Genomic DNA, 19146 nt, shown 5'->3' on the forward strand with positions numbered 1-19146 from the left:
TCAGTACTCTTTGCCTCGCGCTGCGCCAAATAACGCCGCGCCAGGCAGGCAAGCCTATCAATCTCCGTGATCGCAGTCATGTTGCGTCCACCCGGGCGCCGCACGTCTGTTGCCACGCATCTGCATCTGGGCAGGGCGTGGCAGGGAGCCTCTCGGGGCTGCCGGTCGACATCACGGAGAACCGGTCTTGCCACCTTGTCACGCTCCTGCTCGTATCCGAGCAGGCTTCCAAAGCTGACTTGGAGACTGCAATGACTCCTTCTGATTTTTCCCCCGCTTTTGCCAAACCACCCCCGGCCACTTGCCAAGAACGCCAGTACTTGCTGTCCCAAACCGCGTTTGCTTGCGCGCAGGCCTTGAATTGCTTCACTGTATTGCGTTCCGCGCTCATGGCGATCCAAGCCAAGCGCAGCGGCAGCGAACCGTCCCATCTGCAATTGTTGGCGCGCCTCTCGCTTGAGGTGCTGGACGATTGCGCCGCCCGCCTGCAAACCCTTTACATCGAAACTGATGAGGCGCTCAAGACCGCGCCGCCCGCGCCGGCCCATTCGGAGGCCGCCGCCGCGCCGTGCTTGAAGCCGGACGCCGCCCGTTAAACAAGGGCGGCCCGCGCCTGCGCGCGGATTTCACATTTTCACGAGGAGTTCACTTTAGCCATCGCATGTAGTCGGGAGATCGTCATGTCGCAACATCATGAGTTTGGGGCGCGCCGCAGCCGGGCGTCGGTGGAGAAACCGCAGGGGAGAGATGCCCGCCGCGTCAACGCCGGGGAGGGCACGGCATGAAAGCGACCGTGATGCAGTTGCATCGGGATTTGCAATTGGGCAGAACCAGCAGCGTGGCGCTGACGGAGCAGGCGCTGACCGTCATCGCCGGCCATAGGGCGGCAGGAGGCGCGGCGTTTACCCATGTGGACGCCCAAGCTGCGCTGGCCGCCGCCCGGCACATCGACGCCGTCGGTCTCTATCCCACGCCGCTGGCGGGTCTTCCCCTGTCGGTCAAAGACCTGTTCGACGTCCAGGGCCAGATCACCACCGCCGGCTCCGTGGTGCGGAAGCAAAATCCGCCGGTGCAGCAGGATGCAACCGTGGTGGCGAAGCTGCGCGCGGCCGGCGCGGTGCTGCTGGGGCGCACCAATATGAGCGAGTTCGCTTGCTCCAGCCTGGGCTTGAATCCGCATTACGGCACCCCGCGCAATCCCGGCGATCCGGAACGCGTGGCGGGCGGGTCCAGTTCCGGCGCGGCCGTCAGCGTGGCCCTGGACATGAGCGTTGCCGCGCTGGGCTCGGACACCGGCGGCTCGGCGCGCATTCCCGCCGCCTTTTGCGGCCTGGTCGGTTTCAAGGCTACGGCGAAGCGGGTGCCGATGCAGGGCTGCCTGCCCTTGTCGCCGTCGCTGGATTCCATCGGAACGCTGGGGCGCTCGGTTTCTTGCTGCACCATCCTGGACGCGGTGCTTTGTAGCGGCTGGACGCCCTCTCATGCGCGCGGTCAGCCCCCCGACGTGAAAAAACGCCGGCTTTACGTGACCGAAGACTATCTTGCAGACCATCTGGACCCCGCCGTGGCCCAGGCTTTTGACGAGGCCCTGGCGCGTTTGTCCCAGGCCGGCGCCCGCATCATACGTTTCGATTTCCCCGAGCTTGGCTGGATTGCGGACATGGATGCCCAGGGCGGGCTGGCGGCGGCCGAGGCCTGGCACGAGCATGGCGAGCGGCTAGAGAGCGAGGACGGCGCTTACTACGACCCGCGCGTGGTCCGACATCTGCGGCAGGGGGCCGGTCAGAGCGCGGTCAGGTATCTGGAGCTGCTGGAGCGTCGCCGCACGCTGCAAGCCGTCGCCGCGCATCGCCTGTCCATGGCCGACGCCTGGCTGATGCCCACGGTGGCGATTCTGCCGCCCAGGCTGGCGGAGCTGGACGACGACGAGGACTACGGCCGTTTGAACCGGCTGGCTCAGCGCAACAGCGCTGTGGCCAATCTGCTGGACGGCTGCGCGCTCAGCCTGCCGCTGACGGCTCAGATCGGTTTGAGCGTGTGCGGGCTGCATGGCCGCGATACCCATACCCTGAAAATCGCCGCCGGCATTGAGCGCGTGTTGGAGTGTTGAACCGGGCCGGTTCAAGGTCTGGCGCGTGAGAGGGAGACAAGGCGAAAACGGCTGAAGAAGCGGAGTGCGCAAGTGGGGCATGAGCGTTCTGAAGCCGGCACTCATCATGCAATGTGGCAGACGTTGAACAGGTTCATTAAGAGCCGCGAACAAAACCTCGCAGAGAACCTGAGCCAAGGCGCGCCGACGCAGGCAGTACAAGTCGTACGGCAAGGAGGCGCAACGCAGGATCAGGGGTTTTGTTAGCGGGTCTAAGGAGAACGGTGATGAAAGGCCAATTACCCATGATGGAGCAACTGAAGCTGTTGAACCAGGATTTGCTCGACGCCCAGCCGGATCAGCACGCGCTGTTTCATCTTGGCCGGCAGATGGCTTTGCAGTGCGCGGAGATGGACGCCTGCCTGTTGCAGGGCTTGATGGAGATCCGCTCAGCCCATGTCGGTTTGCAAGCCATTCTGACCGTGCTGCAACGTCGCGACGAACCCTTGCTGTTCAGCAGCGAGGAGGCGGCGGCCTTGCTGGAGCCGGTGCAGCAGCGGCTGAGCCAGGGCTTGAACGTTCTTAACCGCCTGGTTTGAGCCCCGCCGCGGCGATGCGCGCGCAACAGCGCGTCGGGGCCGGCTTTTCGTACTGGTCAGATATTTTTTGACGGCGCGCTTGCGCATACTTGCCTCATCTTGTGCGGCGCCCTGCCGCATAGGGTCTCACGCCGATCCCCCGGTGTTGAGCTGCCTAGTGTCTATTGCAAACCCATTATGTTTGCCTCCCTCTCCCTGCGTGGAGAGGGATATTTTTTTAACCGGAATCCCGCTCCGGCCTGTCGGCACGAGCTGATCGCGCCGTTTGCGAGCCATCTGCTAGGAGAAAGCATGAACTTCAATATGAATGTCGCCCAGTTCCAGCACAAATTGGCCGAAATGGAGGAGGAAAACCTCATGTTGCGTTTGCAGCTGGATGTTTACCGCGATGAGTTGTTCAAAAAGTACGAATCGTTTCTCGATGAGAAGTTGACGTCGGAAATGGACAAAAAACTGAGCCTGGACGTACGCAAGGCGGAGGCGGACATGCGCCAGAAAATGCAGGAAGAAATCAAGCTGTTGAGGGAAGAGTTGCAGCGCCTGCGCTCGCTGGGCAAGACCGAGCCCAAGCTGAACAAGGTGGAAAAGACGGCCGAGGTGCCGACTTTGCTGGCCACGGCCTGAATCTGACTGGGGCGGCCGGCCGGCGGCGGATTCCATATGAGCGGAGTTTTCATGAGAGCATTTTTGCTGTTGTGCTGGTTTTTATTGGCCTTGGGCGCGGCGCAAGCGCAGCCGACGGTGGGCAAGGATTACCTGGTGCTGCCCAAGCCGCATCCGGTGTCCAGCGGCGACAAGATCGAGGTGGCGGAGTTTTTCTCCTATCCCTGTCACTATTGTTACGCTCAGGACGCCGCGATCACGGCCTGGTTGAAGGCTCAGCCCAAGGATGTGAACGTGGTGCGCAAGCATGTGGTGTGGGGCCGGCCGATGGAAGGCTTCGCCCGGGTGTTCGCCACCCTGAACGCCGCGGGTTTGGCCGATCGTTTGCATGTGGCCGCCTTCCGCGCGGTGCAGCACGACAAGATCAATCTGGGCAAGGAGGCGGAGTTTGAGAAATGGCTGCGCCGCCAGCCGGGCGTGGACGCCGCCAAGACCATGGCGGTATACCATTCCTTCGCGGTCAAAGCCCAGGTGGAAGCCGCCGCCAAGTTCACCAAGGATTACCGGATTAGCAGCACGCCCATGCTGGTGGTGGACGGCAAATACGTGCTCGCCGCGGCCCAGCCGGTGCAGACGCGGAAAGTGCTGGACGCGCTGCTGGCCAAGGTGAGGGCGCAAAGAAACGGCCAGGTCTGAATGTTTCGACAAGCGGTTCAATGCCGCATCGCCATGCGCGGCGGGCATTGAGCCGCTTCTTGAGAGCACGCAGCCGCCTTCTCGGGCGGCCGCATCGTTTTTGCCCGCAGGTCCAAACGGGGTATGATGGCGGACCGTATCGTTTATAGCGTTTGCACACTCCGCCGCCCATGTCCCAGCATACTTTCTCCCCGGATGGGAACGCCCATCTCAGCCCCAAGGCCTGGTATCAGGCCGCCAGCGAAAAACCCGGCTTCATCCACGACGCGGCCCAGGCGGCGGCGATCGAGGAGCTGGACCTGCTGTGGCATCAGCTGGTGGAGTTCAAGAACAAGCGCAATCGCTTCCTCGGGCGCAGCCTGCGCAGCCCGGACGTGCCCAAAGGCCTGTATTTCTGGGGCGGGGTGGGGCGCGGCAAGAGCTTTCTGATGGACGCCTTCTACGCCTGCGTGCCTTACCGCCGCAAGCGCCGCATTCATTTCCACAATTTCATGGCCGAGGTGCACCGCGAGTTGCGCGCGCTGGCCGGCAGCAAGGATCCCTTGCTGGCCTATGCCGACAAGATCGCCCGCGACACCCGTCTGCTGTGCTTCGATGAATTCCACATCAGCGACATCGCCGACGCGATGATGTTGGGCCGGCTGCTGTCGGCGCTTTTCGAGCGCGGCGTGGTGCTGGTCACCACCTCCAACTACGCGCCGGACGGCCTCTATCCCAACGGCCTGCAAAGGCAGAACTTCCTGCCCACCATTGAACTGATCAAGCGCGAGCTGAAAGTGCTGAACGTGGACGGCGGCAACGATTACCGGCTGCGCGAGCTGACGCGCGAACCGCTGTTCATGGTGCCGGCGGACGCGGCCAGCGAGGAGAAGATGGAGCAGCTGTTCCAGCGCCTGAGCCACGGCGTGGAGCAGAAAAAACGCGCCATCGAGGTGCTGGGCCGCGAGATTCCGGTCAAGCGCCTGGCCGCCGGGGCGATCTGGTTCGATTTCCTGGCCTTGTGCGACGGCCCGCGCGCGCAGACCGATTATCTGGAAATCGCCACCGAATACCATACCGTCTTCGTCAGCGGCATCCCCAAGATCACCGCGCGCGAGGCGTCCATCGCCCGCCGCTTCACCTGGCTGGTGGACGTGTTTTACGACAACCGCGTCAAGCTGGTGGCCTCCGCCGCCGCCGAGCCGGAGCAGCTGTACACCGAGGGGCTGCAGGCCGGCGAATTCTTCCGCACCGCCAGCCGGCTGACCGAGATGCAATCGCGCAGCTATCTGGAGCTGCCGCACCAGTCCGTCGGCCAGACCCACGACCAGCCGCCGGTCGGCGTGGTGCTGTAAACGGCCGCGGACATGGACGCCGCCGGCCTGCTGCAAGCAGTGCGCGCCTGCCGGCTGTGCGCGGACAGCCTGCCGCACGGCCCGCGCCCGGTGCTGCAATGGCATCCGGACGCGCGCATCCTGATCGCCGGCCAGGCGCCGGGGCGGCGCGTGCACGCGTCCGGCCTGCCTTTCGACGACCCCAGCGGCGAGCGGCTGCGCGATTGGCTGGGCGTGGACAAGACGGTGTTTTACGATGAAACCCGCATCGCCATCCTGCCGATGGCTTTCTGTTATCCCGGCACCGGCCCATCCGGCGATCTGCCGCCGCCGCCGCAATGCGCGGCCGCCTGGCGCCGGCCCTTGCTGGCCGGCCTGCCGCATCTGCGATTGACGATTTTGCTGGGGCAGTACGCGCAGCGCTATCACCTGCCGGGCCGCTATCCGCGGCTGACCGAGGCGGTGGAGCGTTGGCGCGAACATTGGCCGGCCTTGCTGCCGCTGCCGCACCCCAGCCCACGCAATCAGCTGTGGTTCCGCCGTCATCCCTGGTTCGAGGCCGAGCTGCTGCCGGCTTTGCGGCAGCGGGTGGCCGAGGTGTTGGAGCGCGGCTGAGAAGCTGTTTACGATCTGCCGCGCGTCGGCGGGATGGATAGAAATGGGCGTTGAAACCGAGCTCAAAATGCTCATGTGCCACCTGTACATTCCGCTTTTTCGCTCGTTTTCGCCTTAGCTCGCGAGATCGTAAACACGTTCTAAGCACTATTCACCATCGATGTTTCTCCAAGGAGGCCGCAATGTGGCGACGCTGGATCTGGAACGGCAAGCAATGGTTGTTTGACTGGGGCGTGCGCCAGCAGCGGCGCTGGGCCGGCTTGAGGCCGCGGCGGCTGCGGCTGGAGCAGGGCGAGTTGAGCTGGCTGGAGCGTCCGGCGCCGGCCGGCGCGCCTACGGTGCTGATGTTGCACGGTTTCGGCGCGGAGAAAGACCATTGGGCGATGCTGGCGCGCTGCCTGCCCAAGACCTTCCGTTTGATCCTGCCGGACTTGCCCGGTCACGGCGACAGCATGTCCGGCCTGGACATCAGCTACCGGGTGGAGGCGCAGGCGGACCGGCTGCGCGTTTTCCTGGAGGCCTGGGGCGTGGAGAGCGTCCATCTGATCGGCAATTCCATGGGCGGCGCCATCGCCGCCAACTTCGCCGCGCGCTATCCGCAGTCGGTGGTCAGCCTGACCCTGCTCAACGCCGCCGGCGCCGGCGTCAGCGCCAGTGAAATGGCCGAGTCGTGGCAGCGCAGCGGGGACAACCCGATGCTGGACATGACGAGCGCGGACGGGGTGAGGGCGATGCTGGACTGGGCGATGTACCGGCCGCCGCCGGTGCCCGGCTTCGCCATCGAGGTGGCGGCGGCGCGCAAGGCGGAACGCGCCGAGGTGGAGCGCAGGATTTTCGACGATTTGTTCGACAGCGTGGATCAGCGGCCGGTGCTGGCGAGCATCCAGGCGCCGACGCTGATTGTCTGGGGGCGCGAGGACCGCATCCTGCACGTGGAGGATGCGGACTGCTTCGCCACCGCCATCGCCGGCAGCGAAAAGCAGGTGCTGGAGCAGGTGGGCCATCTGCCGATGATGGAACAGCCGCGCCGGGTGGCGGAGCTCTGGCTGGATTTTGCGCGGCGGCGGGCTGGGTAATGGCGGGGCGGACCTCGGAGCCGTCCCCCGAGGCGGCTTTTAGATTGATTTGAGAATGTTTTCCTCTTCAGAATCACTCCATTAATCTGGATTTGCCAATCGATTTGCATTCTATTTTGGCTAAATAATTCATTTTAATTTTGGAGAGATTATGAAGTTTCAACACTTGGCGATCAGTGCCGCGCTGATTTTGGGCAGCGCTCATGCCATGGCTGCGGATGCCTATACGTTTGAGTTGGTCAATAACGGCTCCTGTCCAATTCAATACACACTAAGCGGAGAGGGGCCGCAAACGCCGGTGGAGCCAGGCAATAAAATCCTCAAAACGATAAGCAATGACAGTGTGGCGATTTATCCGGGTTTCAACCTCTCCGCCGGCAGGTGTCACACCGATCAAACTCTGGAATTGGACATGGTTGGCGAAGGTGCGGCTCAATTGCTAAGTTCCAACTGGGAGGGGACCAGCAGGCCATTGCTGATCAAGGGTAATCTTGGGGTGATGACTTTTCTGTTTGACAAAGAAGTCAAGCAGGGCAGCAGTAGCGCTATTGGTGTGATCAATCGCAGCTTTAATCAGAAGAATGGCAATACCCGCCATGTGAAAATCGAGGTGGCGGCGCCGGCACGCTGATGTCTTTGCCAATGGCGCGGCTTGCCTGTCGCGTTGAGCCTTGCGCAAGCAAGGCTTTTTTGCATTGCGGCCATAAAACAAAAGCCACTCGGCACATGGTGTCGGGCGGCTTTGGGCTCTGCGAAACAAGAGGATGCTTAAGTGCATTTAGCGGGTTTCGCGTGGTTTCGTATTAGCTTGCCAGGGCGGTTCCGAGTGCGCTTGATGCTCAAAGAGTAGGGCTGGCTTGCGCCTGCACTACCACGGTCTGATCTCCGCGCAGCAAGGCCAGACCGCAGGCGATCACCACCACCTGGGTGCCGATCAGGCTGGCGAAGCCCATGGCGAAGCCGCCGCCGCTGTCCCCGCTCAGGCTGATCAGCCAGCCCATCAACACCGGCATGAGGCCGGCCGTCAGCCCGCCTACGCCATTGGTGATGCCGAAGGCGCAGGCCACGTGCTCGGCCCGCGAGTAGTACTGGACGGTGCTGGGAATGGCCGGGCTTTGCAGTCCCCAGCACAGCCCGGCGGCGGTCAGGCAATAGGCGGCGGTGTAGCGGTCCGCGCTGTTGATGGCCAGCAGCACCGCCAGCGCCACGCCCATACTGGCGAAGACGAAGATCAAAGGCACGCGGCGGCGCGGGGTCAGGTCCAGCAGCAGGCCGCCCAGCAGCACGCCCAGCACCACCGCGTATTGCGGCAGCGAGGCTAGCCAGCCCATTTCACGCAGGGAGAAGCCCCGGGCCTGCTGCAAATAGGCCGGCAGCCAGTTGCTGCTGCCCCATAGATAGGCGAGAAAAGCGGCGGTGAGCAGGGTCATGGTCAGGATGTGGCGGGTGTGGAAGGCCCCCCGGAACAGATCGGCCACGGTGGCGAGCGCGGCGCGCGGGGACTCCGGCCGCGGCAAGGCGGCGTAAGAGAGGGGCATGCGCACGAAGGCCAGCACCAGCGGCACGCCCAGCAGCACATTGAGCAGACCCAGCAGGTGGAAGGACGATTCCCAGTCCAGCAGCGCCACGGTGTAGCCGATCAGCGGATAGCCGACGGCCAGCCCGAGGCCGGTGCCCATATTGAACAGGGCGTTGGGCTTGCCGCTTTCCCCGCTGTCGAAGTGGGCCTTGATATAGGAGGAGCCCAGCGCGAACAGCGGCCCTTCGGCGAAGCCGAGCAGCGCGCGCGACGTCAGCAACATGCCGTAGCTGTTGAACCAGGGTGAAACAAAGGTGATCAGCCCCCAAAGGCACAGCCCGTAGATCAGGCTGCGGCGCACGCCGAACAAAGCGGCGCAAAATGGGGTGAACAGGATGGCGGACAGGCCGTAACCGGCCATGAAGGCGGTGGCCAGCAAGCCTTGCGCGCCGCGATCGTGCACGGTGATGCCCAGGTGGCGCAGAAAGTCGTTCTGGGTGATCAGCACCGCGATATTGATCCGGTCGACGTAGGAAATGGCGACCACCAGGAACAGCGTGGCCACGCCCAGCCAGCGTTGATTGCGTGTGTTCATTGCTCTTTCTCCTATTGCGTGGGGCGGTCTTGTCGCCGCTCGAGGCGCGCCGGCTGCGGGCGCAAAGGCTCCCCGCCGGCCCGCTTGGGGCCGGTTGTGGTGAAGGGGGAGACCGTCGCGCCCATCGCGGGCGCGCGTTTAGAGATCCAGGACCAGCTGCCGGCTCTTGCAGCCGGAGACGCAGATCATCATGGTGTTGCCGGCCCGGCGCTCGGCCGGGCTCAGCACCGAGTCGCGGTGCTCCGGCTCGCCGTCCAGCACCCGGGTTTCGCAAGCGCCGCAAATGCCTTCCCGGCAGCTGCAGTCCACCTTGACGCCGTGGGCCAGCAAGGCGTCGAGCAGGGATTGGCCGGCGGCCACATTGAGCTTGCGCCCGCTTTGGGCCAGCACCACTTCGTAGGGCGCTCGCTCGGCGGCGTCGGCCTGCGCGGCGGGCTTGGCGGCGAAGCGTTCGATGTGGACATGGGGCAGGGCCAGGTCCGCGCATATTTGCTCAAAGCTGTCCAGCATGGGGCCGGGGCCGCAGCAATAGAAATGGCTGTCGGCGGGGAAGCGCTCCAGAAAGCCGGCGAGCTTGGGCGGGCAGCCGGCTTCGGCGTCGATATGCCAGTCTATCGGCTGGCCGCCGCGGGCGATGTCGTCGGCCAGGGCCGCCTGTTCGCGGGCGCGGGCGCAGTAGAGCAGGCTGACCGGCCGGCCCAGTTCGCGCATCCGCGCGTACATGCTGTAGATGGGGGTGATGCCGATGCCGCCGGCGATCAGCACGGTTTGGCCGGCGCTTTCTTCCAGCCGGAAATGATTGCGGGGCGCGGAAGCCGGCAGTTCCGCGCCGACGCGCAGCTGCTGATGGATGTAGAGAGAGCCGCCGCGGCTGGCGCGGTCCAGCTGGACGGCCACCACGTAGGCGCGCGGCGCGCAGCGCGGCGTGACCAGCGAGTAGCTGCGCGCCATGCCGTTGGGCAGGTGCAGATCGATGTGGGCGCCGGCCTCGGCTTGCGGCAGCGGGCCGCCGTCCGGCCGGGCCAGCTCCAGGCTGAGCACGCCGTCGGCTTCGCGACGCATCGCCTCCAGGCGCAGGGTGAGCAGGGTTTGAGTCATGGCGGGATCTCGTTGCGGGCGCGGAGCGGCATGGCCGCTCCGACGCGGGGTTCAGCCTTGAGCGGCGGCCATTTGTTCGGCGGCGAGGCGGCGCAGATAGCGGCGCTGACGCACGATGCCCATATCGTGCTGGTACAGGAACTCCCGGTCCCAGGCGTCCAGCTCCATGTTTTCCAAGGCTACACGGTCTTGTTCCAGCACCTGCCAGTGGCGCGCCTCCAGCCGGTTTTTATACAGAAAGCGCCAGGTGTCGCGCTGCCAGCCGCTGACCTTGCGGCAGCGCCAGAACACCACGGCGCACAGTTCGCGGCTGATCGGGGTGTACATGCCGATGATGGTGAAGTTGCCGCCGGGGCCGCCGGTCTTGGGATAGGGGATTTCCAGCCGGTGCCACATCGCCGTGCCGTTGTCTATGAGTTCGGTCCAGTCGAAGTTGACGTTTTTTTGGCCGGTTTTTTCAAAGACGAAACCTTGCTCCAGGTCCCGGATGGCGAATTCGGCCTGGCTGGCGCCCTCGGACATGGTGTGGGATTGCTTGTGCAGGAAGGCGCCGTGCATCGGGTCCATCACATTGTCGGCCACGTAGCGGTAGTCGTTGCCCCATTCCACATAGCAGGGAAAGTGGCTCCATTCGTCGGAGTTCAGATACTCCGGCAGCCGCAGCGGAGGCGGCGCGGCCACCTCTTGGCTGGCGTTGTAGATGAAGATCATGCCGGCCTGCTCCTCCACGTGAAAAGCGCGAGCGGCCTTGGCGCCTTCCAGCTTGCAGCCGGGGCTGCCCGGCACCCGGGTGACGGTGCCGCGGCAGTCCACCTCCACGCCGTGATAGGCGCAGCCCAGGCGGTCTCCCAGCACAAAGCCCATGGACAGCGGCGCGCCGCGGTGCGGGCAGTGGTCTTCCAGGCAGTGGACCTTGCCGTTGGCCGGCTCGCGCCACAGCGCCAGCTTGTATCCGAGGCGGCGCAGGCTGACGGCGCGGTCGCCGACGAAGCGGGACGGACAGACCATGTGCCAGCGGTCTTTGAGGCCCTTGGCCAGATAGGCGTCGATTTGTTCCATGCTGAAATCGCTCATGATGTTCTCCTCGATGGGTTTATTGAGCCAGGCGCGCCATTTCGGCGCGGAACAGCGCTTCGTTCCAGCTGCCGCCGTTGGGCGCGGATGGGCCGTGCTGGTTCAGGTGGGCAAGCAAGGCGTTCAGATCGTGGATTTCCTGCGCGTAAGCGCGCTCCAGGGCGTCGCCCAGCAGATCTTCGTAAGGCGTGGGGGCGGTTTGCTGCGCCTGGCGGGGCTCCAGGTAGCGGGACGGGATGACTCGGCTCATGGGGTTCTCCTTGGGACGGGGTGCGGTTTAGCGGTCGGTTTCGCCGGTTTTGTCGGTGAGAAAGCCCCGGCGCGGCGTCTCTGCGTGTTTGGGGCGGCGGGTGTGGCCGTCCAGGCCGCCGGTCACCGCCCATTCCGCGAAGCGTTCCGGCCCGGGCTCGAAGTCGCGCGGCTGCCAGGCTTCGGTCAGTTCGTCCTCGTCGCTGTAGTACTCGACCAGGCCACCGGCCGGGTTCTCGAAGTACCAGAAGTAGGCCGAGGAGATGGGGTGGCGGCCCGGGCCCAGTTCGGTTTTCCAGCCGAGCCGGTCCATGGCCAGGCCGCCGCCTATCACTTCGTGTATGTCGCGCACGGCGAAGGCCACGTGGTTGAGGCCTTTCTTGCCGCTGGGCAATTGCAGCAGGAATAGGTCATGGTGGCCGCCGCGCGGCGCGCAGCGCAGGAAGCTGCCGCGTTGCGGGTATTGGTCGGACAGGGCGAAGCCCAGCCGGTCGCAGTAAAAGCGCACCATGGCTTCGCGCTGGTCGACGAAGAGCACCACATGACCCACTTCTATCGGTTGGGCGCGTTCGTAAACCGGGGCGCGCTGATCCACGCGCGGCCGTTCGCTCCAGCTGTTGAAGCGGGCGCAGTCCAGTTGCAGCGGGCGCTTGCGGCTGACTTGCAGCGCGATGCTCAGGCCGCAAGGGTCCTGGCAGCGCAGCCGCTCCGCTTCGCGCCGGAAGCCGGGCAGATTGCGCAACTGCGCGGCGTATTGATCCAGATCGCCGGCGCTTTCCACGCCCCAGACCACTTCCACCAAGGTGGGCCCTTCCTCCAGGCCGGCGGGCAGTCCGGGCAGGTCCGGGTGGGAGACGCGCACCACGCAGTCGTTGAGGCTGCGGAATTCCAGTTGCTGATCGCTTTCCCGCTCCAGGCGCAGTCCCCAATCCAGGAAAAAGCGTTTGCAGGCGGCCAGATCGGCCGCGCGATAGTTCACTTCGTCTATGCCAAGCACCGCCATGGCGGATCCTCCTCTTGTTGTGAAGCCGGTGGAATGCGGTTTAGAGCCGCTGGCAAAACCGCGTAGAGAGCCTGAGCCCAGCTAGGGGTTTTGTGAGCGGACTCTTAGTTGGTCCAGGGCAGCGGTTCCGGATTCAGCCCCCAGTACACGCCTTTCTGCTCCATGTATTGCAAGATGCCGTGCCGGCCTTTTTCGCGGCCCAGCCCGCTGTCGCGCCAGCCGCCGAAAGGGGTGGCCGCCGAGAACTGCTTGTAGGTGTTGATCCATACGGTGCCGGCCTGCAGCGCGCGCGCCAGGCGCCAGGCGCGCTGCGCGTCGCGGGTCCAGACGCCGGCCGCCAGCGCGTAGACGCTGTCGTTGGCCTGGGCGATCAGATCGGCCTCGTCGTCGAAGGGCAGCGCCGCCAGCACCGGGCCGAAGACTTCGTCCCGGCATAGCCGCGCCTGGTTGTCCAGGCCGTCGACGATGGTGGGCGGGTAGTAATGGCCGCGATCAAACAGGGCGCCGCGCGGACGCTCGCCGCCGCAGAGCAGGCGGCCGCCGTCCTCCAGCGCGCGCGCCACATGGGCTTCCACCTGTTCGCGGTGGGCGGCGCTGATCAGCGGTCCCATCTGGGTGAGGGGGTCGGCCGGGTCGCCCAGGCGCAAGCGCCGGGCGCCGGCCGACAGCCGGGCGATGAAGTCGGCGTACAGCGGGCGGGCGATGAAGAGCCGGGAGCCGGCGACGCAGGATTCGCCGGAGGAGCTGAAGATGCCGTAGAGCACGCCGGCCATGGCGTGGTCGAGGTCGGCGTCGGCAAACACGATGGTCGGGGACTTGCCGCCCAGCTCCAGCGAGACCGGCATCAGTTTTTGCGCCGCCAGCGCGGCGATGTGGCGGCCGATGGCGGTGCCGCCGGTAAAGGCCACGCGCCGCACCAGCGGATGACGCGCGATGGCGTCGCCGATCAGCGAGCCCTTGCCGGGCAGCACGCTGAGCAGGCCCTTGGGCAGGCCGGCCTGTTCGCAGATCCTGGCCAGCTCCAGCGCCAGCAGCGGCGTGGCCTCGGCCGGTTTCAGCACCACGGCGTTGCCGGCGGCCAGGGCCGGAGCCAGTTTTTGCGCCTCGCTGGCGATGGGGGAGTTCCAGGGGGTGATGGCGGCCACCACGCCCATGGGCTCGTGCAGGCTCAGGCTCAGATAATCGCCGCGCGAGGGGGTGACGCTGTCTTCCAGCGTTTCGCAGGCGGCGGCGAAGAATTGAAAGGTGTCGGCGGCGCTGGCCACCAAGGCGCGGGTTTCCCGGATGGGTTTGCCGTTGTCCAGCCTTTGCAACTGGGCCAGTTCTTCGGCGCGCGCGCGGATGCCTTCGGCCACGCGGTAGAGCACCCGCGCGCGTTGGTGCGGCTTCCACTGCGGCCAGCCGCTGGCGTCGAAGGCGCGTTGCGCGCCCTGGACGGCTTCTTCCACATCGTCCAGGCTGGCGGCGTGCAGACAGGCCACGGCTTCGTCGGTGGCGGGGTAGCGGCTGTGATAGAGATCGCCGCGGCCTGGCCGCCACGCGCCGGCAATGCAAATGGGCAGGGGGGAGGAGAGTGTGCTCATGATGGCTCCTAGATGGCGATGGCCCGGACATGGTTGAGCAAGGCTCGGACCACGCTGTAAACCGTGAGGGCGGAGGTTTTCGGATTGCCGGGCAGCGCTTGGCCTTGCAGGCTGAGACTGAGCTCGCCGAAGCCGCCGCGGGCGTCTATGCAATGCTGGTTGCCGTGGGCGGCCGGGTCGGCGTAGAGCCGGACCTGCACCCGGTCCAGGCCCAGGCTGGCCAGCGCCACGGTGGCGGCGACGTTGGCGTTCTTGGGAAAACGCCGCGCCGCTTCCCGCGCGCTGCCGGAGAAGATCAATTGCGCCTGGCTCAAGGCCGCCAGATCCCAATCCCGTTCCGCCGGCGTGCCGCGCCAGGCCAGCGGCGGCTTGCGGCCGGTGTAGCTCACCTGTTCCAGCCCCCCCAGACGAGCGGCGGCCAGCGCGTCGATGGCGCCGACGGCGCCGGAGAGCAGTCGCGCTTGCGCGCCGCCGCGCCGGGCCGCCTGTTCCAGCCGTTCCGCCAAGCCGTCTTCGGTCAGCGCGCCGGCGGAGACGATCAGGCAGTCGATGCCGCGCTCCAGCGCCGGCAGCACGTGTTGGGCGACGGCGGCGTGGCCGGCGCATTCCACCAGCAGATCCGGCGCGGGCGCGTCCGGGTCCAGCGCGCGCTGCGGTCTCGCCTGCGGGGCGAGGCGGGCCAGGGTGGCGCGGACGCGGGCGTCGTCCGGCGCGGGCACCAGCACCTGGCCGACGCGCAGGGCCGGCTCCGCCGCGATCCCTTCCAGCACGCCGGCGCCGACGGCGCCGCAGCCCACCAGGGCGATGTCCAGCACGGGTTTGGGATGAGAGCGGTCCATGGGCTCAGTCCTGTTGCTTGGTGGGCGGGCCGGCGAAGACGCTTTTGAAGCGGCCTATCGCCAGCATGTCGATTTCCAGCAGGAAGGGGCCGCTGTGTTCCAGCGCCGCGGTCAGCGCCTGATCCAGCTCCTCCAGCCGGCTGACCTTGCGGTGCGGCAGCCGCAGCGAGGCGCACAGCTGGGCGTAGTCCGGGGTGTGCAGGTCCACATAGCAGCGGCGGCCGCCGTAGTGGGCGTCCTGGATGTTCTTGATCACGCCGTAGCCCTGGTCGTTCATCAGAATCATCACCAGATCCGCCTGCTCCTGAACCGCGGTGGCCAACTCGCCCAGATTGAGGATGAAGCCGCCGTCGCCGGCCAGGCCCAGGGTTTTGCGGCCGCTGCCGTAGGCGGCCGCGCCGATGGCGGCGCCTATGCTCATCGCCAGCCCCTGGCCGATGCCGCCGCCCAACGCGTGGACGCCGGCGGTGGCGGAGAACAGCCGCAGCTGGCGGTTGCCCCAGGTGCTGTTGGAGACGGTGACGTCGCGCACCCAGTTGAAGTCGCGGCCGATGCGGGCTTGCAAGGTTTCCACCAGGCGGCGATAGGGCCCCAGCCCGTCCAGCAGCGCGTCCACGGCGGCCTGGCGCGCGCGCCACAGATCGGCGGGCAGGGCCGGGTCCACGCGCAGCCGGCCTTCCAGCCGCCGCGCCAGCCCGTCCAGCGCCAACGCGGCGTCGCCGCAGACGAAGACGTCGTCGACGTAGCCGCGGCCTTCCGCCGCGGGGTCCGCGTCGATGCGGTACAAGGGGCGCGGCAGCTTGAGCTGGTATTTCAGGGTTTCATTGCCGCGCAGGCGGGAGCCGACCACCAGCATGGCGTCGCAGCTTTGATAGAGGGCTTCCACCGGCGGGTGCAGGTTGTAAGCGCCCAGGCTGCGTTCATCGTCTTCCGGCACGATGCCGCGCCCCTGGGTGCTGCTGACCACGCCAAAACCCAGGCGCAGCAAGCGTTGAGCCGCGTCGGCCGCGCCGCGCGCGCCGCCGCCCAGCCACAGCAGCGGCCGGCGCGCCGCGGCCAGCCGGTCCGCCAGCGCGTCGAGCGCGGCCTCGGACGGGACGGCGATCAAGGGCGGCAGCGGCGTAAGATCGGCCGGCAGCGGGATGCGCTCGGCCTGGATGTCGATGGGGATTTCTATGCTGACCGGTCCGCAGGGCGCGCTCAGCGCGGCGCGCGCCGCCTGTTTGAACACGCCGACCGCGGTTTGCGCGTTGCGCACGCGGAAGGCGGCCTTGGACACGGCGCGCAGCATGCCGAGCTGCTCGGGCGCTTCATGGATGTAGGCCAGCTCCTGGTCCAGATAGGGCGTTTCGATCTGGCCGGTGATGTGCAGCAGCGGCGTGCCGGCGGTCAGCGCCTCCACCATGCCGCCGGCGGCGTTGCCGGCGGCGGTGCCGGTGCTGGTCAGACAGACGCCCAGCCGCCCGGTGGTGCGGGCGCAGGCGTCGGCCATATTGGCGGCGCCGGCCTCTCCGCGCGCCGGCACGAAACGGATGTGGCCGCGTTGGTTCAGCGCGTCGAGTATGGGCATATTGTGGATGGAGATCACCCCGAAGGCGGCTTTGACGCCGCAGTTTTCGAGGAAGATCGCCAGCGCTTCGCCGACGGTGACGGTGTGTTTATCGGGCATGACGCGACAGGCCTCCAGAGATGTCGAGATGGCTTCCCGTGGTGTAGGAAGAGAGTGGGGATGCGAGGAAGAACACGGCTTGGGCGGCCTCTTGCGGCAGGCCCAGCCGGCCGAGCGGAATCTGTTTGCGCGCGGCGAGCGCGGCGCTCCATTGGTCCCAGTCCTGCGCCGGGTCCTCGCGCTCGGCGAAGCGCCGCCGCCATTGTCCGGAGTCGACCAGGCCGATCAGGATGCCGTTGACGCGCACGCCGCGCGGGGCGAACTCGGTGGCCAGCGAGCGAACCAGATTGAGCACGCCGGCGCGGGCGGCGGAGGTGGCGACCATATGCGGTTCCGGCTGCAGGGCCAGCAGCGAGTTGACGCAGACGATGGCGGCCGGCGCGCGGCGCTCCAGCTGCGGCAGGAAGCCGTGGGTGGGATGGATGACCGACAGGAATTTCAGCCGCAGCTCGTCCAGCCAGTCTTCATCGCTGGTGTCGGCGAAGGTGGACACGCGGCCCTGGCCGGCGTTGTTGACCAGGATGGACGCCGGGCCCAGCTCGGCCTCCGTTTCCGCGGCGAAGGCGTTCACCGCTTCGCGGTCGAGCACGTCGCAGGCGCGGGCCAGCAGCCGGGCGGCGGGGAAGCGTTGCCGCAGCAGGGCTTCGGCCTGAGCCAGCCGGGCGGGATCGCGGCCGCAAAAAGCCACTGCGGCGCCGGCGGCGAGAAATTGCTCGACGCAGGCGAGGCCGATGCCGGAGGAGCCGCCGGTGACGACGGCGACGGACTGATCAAGATCGCAAAAGCTCATCGGAGGCTCCGTTCACAGGTGGATGACTTTGCCCATGCCGCCGCCGGCGTGGCCCAGCGCGCGGGACAGTTCGGCGGCGGCGGCGCGGATGTGGCCGGCCAGCGCATCGGCTTGGCCGGGCTCCAGCCTGGGCATGGGGAGGGTGGCGCCGATGGCGGCGATGATGGCGCCGCCGTGGTTGCGCACCGGAGCCGCCACGGTGGAGATATTGGTTTCGAAGAAGCCTTCGCCCACCAGGCAGGTGCGCTCCCGGTCTTGCTGCAGCAGGTGGAACAGCTCCAGCGTGTTGCGCGGGGTCTGGCTGGAATGGATGTCCAGATGCTCTTCCGGATACAGCTCGCGCAGTTTCTCCAGCGGCAGTTCCGACAGCAGGATGCGGCCGAACACGGTGGCGTGAGCGGGCAGCCGGGCGCCGATATTGATGTTGGAGGCGATCCAGGACGGCGGGTTGACCTTGGCGACGTAGACGATGGAGCGTCCGTCGCGCACCACCAGGCTGCAGGCGTGGCCGATCCGGTCGCGCAGCCGGCCCAGCACCGGCAGGCCCAGTTCGGTCAGTTCCAGCGAGGACAGGTATTCGAAACCCAGGCGCAGCACGGCGATGCCCAGCCGATAGTCGCGGCCGCCTTCCGCGCGTTCGATGAAGCCCAGCTGTTCCAGCGTGGCCAGCATGCGGAACACGGTGGAGCGCGGCAGCGCCAGCCGGCGCGCCAGCTCCGGCGCGCTCAGCGTGGGCTCGCCGCGGCTGAATTCGCCCAGCAGGCGCAGGCCGCGCTCCAGGGCCGGCACGGTATAGCGGGCGGCCGCGTCGTTGAGGTTCTGCTCATCCATGATGGGCTTCCTTGGTGTGGGGGTGGGACGGGGCGAGAGCGGCGCTGAGCAAGTCGGCGAGCGCCGCCGGCGCCTCCACGTGACAGGCGTGGCCGCAGCCGGGAATCAGATGGAAGGGCGCGTTGAAGGCGGCGGCCACGGCCTGGCAATCCGCCGGCGGCGTGGCCAGATCGCGCTCGCCGCAGAACACCGTCACCGGCAGCGGCGACGGCGCGTAGCGGGCGATATCGTCGCCAGTCAGCAGTTCGACGGCTTGGCCGTAGCCGTCCTCCTTGAGTTGGGCCATATTCCAGCGCACCCAGGCGCGCGCGGCGGCGTCGGCGGAGGCGGAGAGCAGCCTGGCCGGCGCCTGGTCCGCCACTTGGGCCAGGCCCTGGGCGTGCAGCGCGCGCAGCCGTTCGCCGCGGATGCGCGCGCCGTCGGCGCGCCGATCGGCCGCGCCGTAGCCTTGGGCCGGCGAGACCAGCAGCAGTCGTTCCAGCCGCTGCGGATGCCGGCGCGCATGGGCGGCGGCCATCAGTCCGCCCAGGGAATGGCCGACCAGGGCGCAGCGGGTGACGCCGGCGGCTTTGAGAAAGCCTTCCAGCGCCTGCGCGTAGTCGTCGGCCTTGGGGCGGGACTGCGGCAAGGGGCTGGTGTCGCCGTAGCCGGGGGCGTCCCAGGCCAGCACGCGGGCGCGGGGGGCGAGCGCGGCGGCCACCTCCATCCAGCTGGCCGAAGTGGAGCCTATGCCGTGCAGCAGCACGACGGTGGCGTCGCCGGCGCCGCATTCGCGGTAGGCGACGACGCGGTCGTTCACCTGGAGCCGGCGTTCCGGAAAACATTGGCGCAAGCGTCGGCGCAGTTTGAGGAGCAGGGTTTTATCGGCGTTAGCGGGCAGGTCCAGTGCGCTCATGGCGGTTTTC

At 66.8% G+C, this 19146-nt stretch carries 20 protein-coding genes; 9 read left to right on the top strand and 11 right to left on the bottom strand.

From position 1 onward, the window contains the following. The first annotated feature begins 389 nt into the window (after window positions 1-389). From AB1Z25_RS07280 to AB1Z25_RS07320, 9 genes are all read left to right on the top strand, one after another. Window positions 390-596 (top strand): hypothetical protein, encoded by a 207-nt coding sequence (locus tag AB1Z25_RS07280; protein ID WP_107799149.1) that lies wholly within the window; start codon window positions 390-392, stop codon window positions 594-596. 185 nt (window positions 597-781) lie between these two features. Then, window positions 782-2110 (top strand): amidase, encoded by a 1329-nt coding sequence (locus tag AB1Z25_RS07285; protein ID WP_486636907.1) that lies wholly within the window; start codon window positions 782-784, stop codon window positions 2108-2110. A gap of 266 nt (window positions 2111-2376) precedes the next feature. Beyond that, window positions 2377-2688 carry a DUF1484 family protein gene (locus tag AB1Z25_RS07290; protein ID WP_146176616.1) on the top strand — a complete coding sequence of 104 codons (312 nt, stop codon included), beginning with the start codon at window positions 2377-2379 and terminating at the stop codon, window positions 2686-2688. A gap of 291 nt (window positions 2689-2979) precedes the next feature. Beyond that, a complete protein-coding gene (locus tag AB1Z25_RS07295; protein ID WP_107799146.1) occupies window positions 2980-3312 on the top strand; it encodes a hypothetical protein in 333 nt (110 codons plus the stop codon). Between the two features lie 51 nt (window positions 3313-3363). Then, entirely contained in the window at window positions 3364-3987 is a 624-nt protein-coding gene (locus tag AB1Z25_RS07300) for a thiol:disulfide interchange protein DsbA/DsbL (RefSeq protein ID WP_158274268.1), read from the top strand. Window positions 3988-4157: 170 nt separating this feature from the next. After that, window positions 4158-5321: a cell division protein ZapE gene (gene zapE / locus AB1Z25_RS07305; RefSeq protein WP_486636908.1), complete on the top strand. Its 1164-nt coding sequence runs from the start codon at window positions 4158-4160 to the stop codon at window positions 5319-5321. Between the two features lie 12 nt (window positions 5322-5333). After that, window positions 5334-5915: a uracil-DNA glycosylase family protein gene (locus AB1Z25_RS07310; RefSeq protein WP_486636909.1), complete on the top strand. Its 582-nt coding sequence runs from the start codon at window positions 5334-5336 to the stop codon at window positions 5913-5915. A gap of 182 nt (window positions 5916-6097) precedes the next feature. Beyond that, on the top strand, window positions 6098-6991 hold the full coding sequence (locus tag AB1Z25_RS07315) for an alpha/beta fold hydrolase (protein WP_486636910.1): 894 nt from the start codon (window positions 6098-6100) through the stop codon (window positions 6989-6991). 151 nt (window positions 6992-7142) lie between these two features. Then, window positions 7143-7622, top strand: coding sequence for a hypothetical protein (locus AB1Z25_RS07320; RefSeq protein WP_235089256.1), 480 nt, complete (start codon window positions 7143-7145; stop codon window positions 7620-7622). Window positions 7623-7830: 208 nt separating this feature from the next. On the opposite strand, the gene AB1Z25_RS07325 is transcribed toward AB1Z25_RS07320, so the two are convergent. The 11 genes from AB1Z25_RS07325 to AB1Z25_RS07375 form a co-directional block, all read right to left on the bottom strand. Next, on the bottom strand, window positions 7831-9105 hold the full coding sequence (locus AB1Z25_RS07325) for an MFS transporter (RefSeq protein WP_486636911.1): 1275 nt from the start codon (window positions 9103-9105) through the stop codon (window positions 7831-7833). 138 nt (window positions 9106-9243) lie between these two features. Next, on the bottom strand, window positions 9244-10203 hold the full coding sequence (locus tag AB1Z25_RS07330; RefSeq protein ID WP_486636912.1) for a PDR/VanB family oxidoreductase: 960 nt from the start codon (window positions 10201-10203) through the stop codon (window positions 9244-9246). A gap of 51 nt (window positions 10204-10254) precedes the next feature. Next, window positions 10255-11277 (bottom strand): Rieske 2Fe-2S domain-containing protein, encoded by a 1023-nt coding sequence (locus AB1Z25_RS07335; protein WP_486636913.1) that lies wholly within the window; start codon window positions 11275-11277, stop codon window positions 10255-10257. A 19-nt stretch (window positions 11278-11296) separates the two neighbouring features. Continuing rightward, window positions 11297-11527, bottom strand: a complete 231-nt coding sequence (locus AB1Z25_RS07340; protein WP_107799138.1) for a recombinase-like helix-turn-helix domain-containing protein — start codon at window positions 11525-11527, stop codon at window positions 11297-11299. A gap of 27 nt (window positions 11528-11554) precedes the next feature. Next, on the bottom strand, window positions 11555-12529 hold the full coding sequence (locus AB1Z25_RS07345) for a VOC family protein (RefSeq protein ID WP_227103898.1): 975 nt from the start codon (window positions 12527-12529) through the stop codon (window positions 11555-11557). 104 nt (window positions 12530-12633) lie between these two features. Further along, window positions 12634-14112 (bottom strand): aldehyde dehydrogenase, encoded by a 1479-nt coding sequence (locus AB1Z25_RS07350; protein WP_486636914.1) that lies wholly within the window; start codon window positions 14110-14112, stop codon window positions 12634-12636. An 8-nt stretch (window positions 14113-14120) separates the two neighbouring features. Continuing rightward, window positions 14121-14951 (bottom strand): aspartate dehydrogenase, encoded by an 831-nt coding sequence (locus AB1Z25_RS07355; protein WP_486636915.1) that lies wholly within the window; start codon window positions 14949-14951, stop codon window positions 14121-14123. 4 nt (window positions 14952-14955) lie between these two features. After that, window positions 14956-16620: a thiamine pyrophosphate-binding protein gene (locus AB1Z25_RS07360; protein ID WP_486636916.1), complete on the bottom strand. Its 1665-nt coding sequence runs from the start codon at window positions 16618-16620 to the stop codon at window positions 14956-14958. After that, window positions 16610-17410 (bottom strand): SDR family oxidoreductase, encoded by an 801-nt coding sequence (locus AB1Z25_RS07365; RefSeq protein ID WP_486636917.1) that lies wholly within the window; start codon window positions 17408-17410, stop codon window positions 16610-16612. Before AB1Z25_RS07365 ends, AB1Z25_RS07360 begins: the two co-directional genes overlap by 11 nt. 12 nt (window positions 17411-17422) lie before the next feature. Next, complete coding sequence (locus tag AB1Z25_RS07370; RefSeq protein WP_107799132.1) at window positions 17423-18241, bottom strand: IclR family transcriptional regulator; 819 nt, start codon at window positions 18239-18241, stop codon at window positions 17423-17425. Next, window positions 18234-19136, bottom strand: coding sequence for an alpha/beta fold hydrolase (locus tag AB1Z25_RS07375; protein WP_486636918.1), 903 nt, complete (start codon window positions 19134-19136; stop codon window positions 18234-18236). Before AB1Z25_RS07375 ends, AB1Z25_RS07370 begins: the two co-directional genes overlap by 8 nt. Between the last annotated feature and the right edge of the window lie 10 nt (window positions 19137-19146).

The sequence above is a fragment of the Chromobacterium sp. HL1 genome (assembly GCF_057418835.1).

Bases quoted from the DNA above. Each gene is read 5' to 3' on its own strand.
- AB1Z25_RS07280 (WP_107799149.1), top strand. From the start codon at position 390: ATGGCGATCCAAGCCAAGCGCAGCGGCAGCGAACCGTCCCATCTGCAA.
- AB1Z25_RS07285 (WP_486636907.1), top strand. From the start codon at position 782: ATGAAAGCGACCGTGATGCAGTTGCATCGGGATTTGCAATTGGGCAGA.
- AB1Z25_RS07290 (WP_146176616.1), top strand. From the start codon at position 2,377: ATGAAAGGCCAATTACCCATGATGGAGCAACTGAAGCTGTTGAACCAG.
- AB1Z25_RS07295 (WP_107799146.1), top strand. From the start codon at position 2,980: ATGAACTTCAATATGAATGTCGCCCAGTTCCAGCACAAATTGGCCGAA.
- AB1Z25_RS07300 (WP_158274268.1), top strand. From the start codon at position 3,364: ATGAGAGCATTTTTGCTGTTGTGCTGGTTTTTATTGGCCTTGGGCGCG.
- zapE (WP_486636908.1), top strand. From the start codon at position 4,158: ATGTCCCAGCATACTTTCTCCCCGGATGGGAACGCCCATCTCAGCCCC.
- AB1Z25_RS07310 (WP_486636909.1), top strand. From the start codon at position 5,334: ATGGACGCCGCCGGCCTGCTGCAAGCAGTGCGCGCCTGCCGGCTGTGC.
- AB1Z25_RS07315 (WP_486636910.1), top strand. From the start codon at position 6,098: ATGTGGCGACGCTGGATCTGGAACGGCAAGCAATGGTTGTTTGACTGG.
- AB1Z25_RS07320 (WP_235089256.1), top strand. From the start codon at position 7,143: ATGAAGTTTCAACACTTGGCGATCAGTGCCGCGCTGATTTTGGGCAGC.
- AB1Z25_RS07325 (WP_486636911.1), bottom strand. From the start codon at position 9,105: ATGAACACACGCAATCAACGCTGGCTGGGCGTGGCCACGCTGTTCCTG.
- AB1Z25_RS07330 (WP_486636912.1), bottom strand. From the start codon at position 10,203: ATGACTCAAACCCTGCTCACCCTGCGCCTGGAGGCGATGCGTCGCGAA.
- AB1Z25_RS07335 (WP_486636913.1), bottom strand. From the start codon at position 11,277: ATGAGCGATTTCAGCATGGAACAAATCGACGCCTATCTGGCCAAGGGC.
- AB1Z25_RS07340 (WP_107799138.1), bottom strand. From the start codon at position 11,527: ATGAGCCGAGTCATCCCGTCCCGCTACCTGGAGCCCCGCCAGGCGCAG.
- AB1Z25_RS07345 (WP_227103898.1), bottom strand. From the start codon at position 12,529: ATGGCGGTGCTTGGCATAGACGAAGTGAACTATCGCGCGGCCGATCTG.
- AB1Z25_RS07350 (WP_486636914.1), bottom strand. From the start codon at position 14,112: ATGAGCACACTCTCCTCCCCCCTGCCCATTTGCATTGCCGGCGCGTGG.
- AB1Z25_RS07355 (WP_486636915.1), bottom strand. From the start codon at position 14,951: ATGGACCGCTCTCATCCCAAACCCGTGCTGGACATCGCCCTGGTGGGC.
- AB1Z25_RS07360 (WP_486636916.1), bottom strand. From the start codon at position 16,620: ATGCCCGATAAACACACCGTCACCGTCGGCGAAGCGCTGGCGATCTTC.
- AB1Z25_RS07365 (WP_486636917.1), bottom strand. From the start codon at position 17,410: ATGAGCTTTTGCGATCTTGATCAGTCCGTCGCCGTCGTCACCGGCGGC.
- AB1Z25_RS07370 (WP_107799132.1), bottom strand. From the start codon at position 18,241: ATGGATGAGCAGAACCTCAACGACGCGGCCGCCCGCTATACCGTGCCG.
- AB1Z25_RS07375 (WP_486636918.1), bottom strand. From the start codon at position 19,136: ATGAGCGCACTGGACCTGCCCGCTAACGCCGATAAAACCCTGCTCCTC.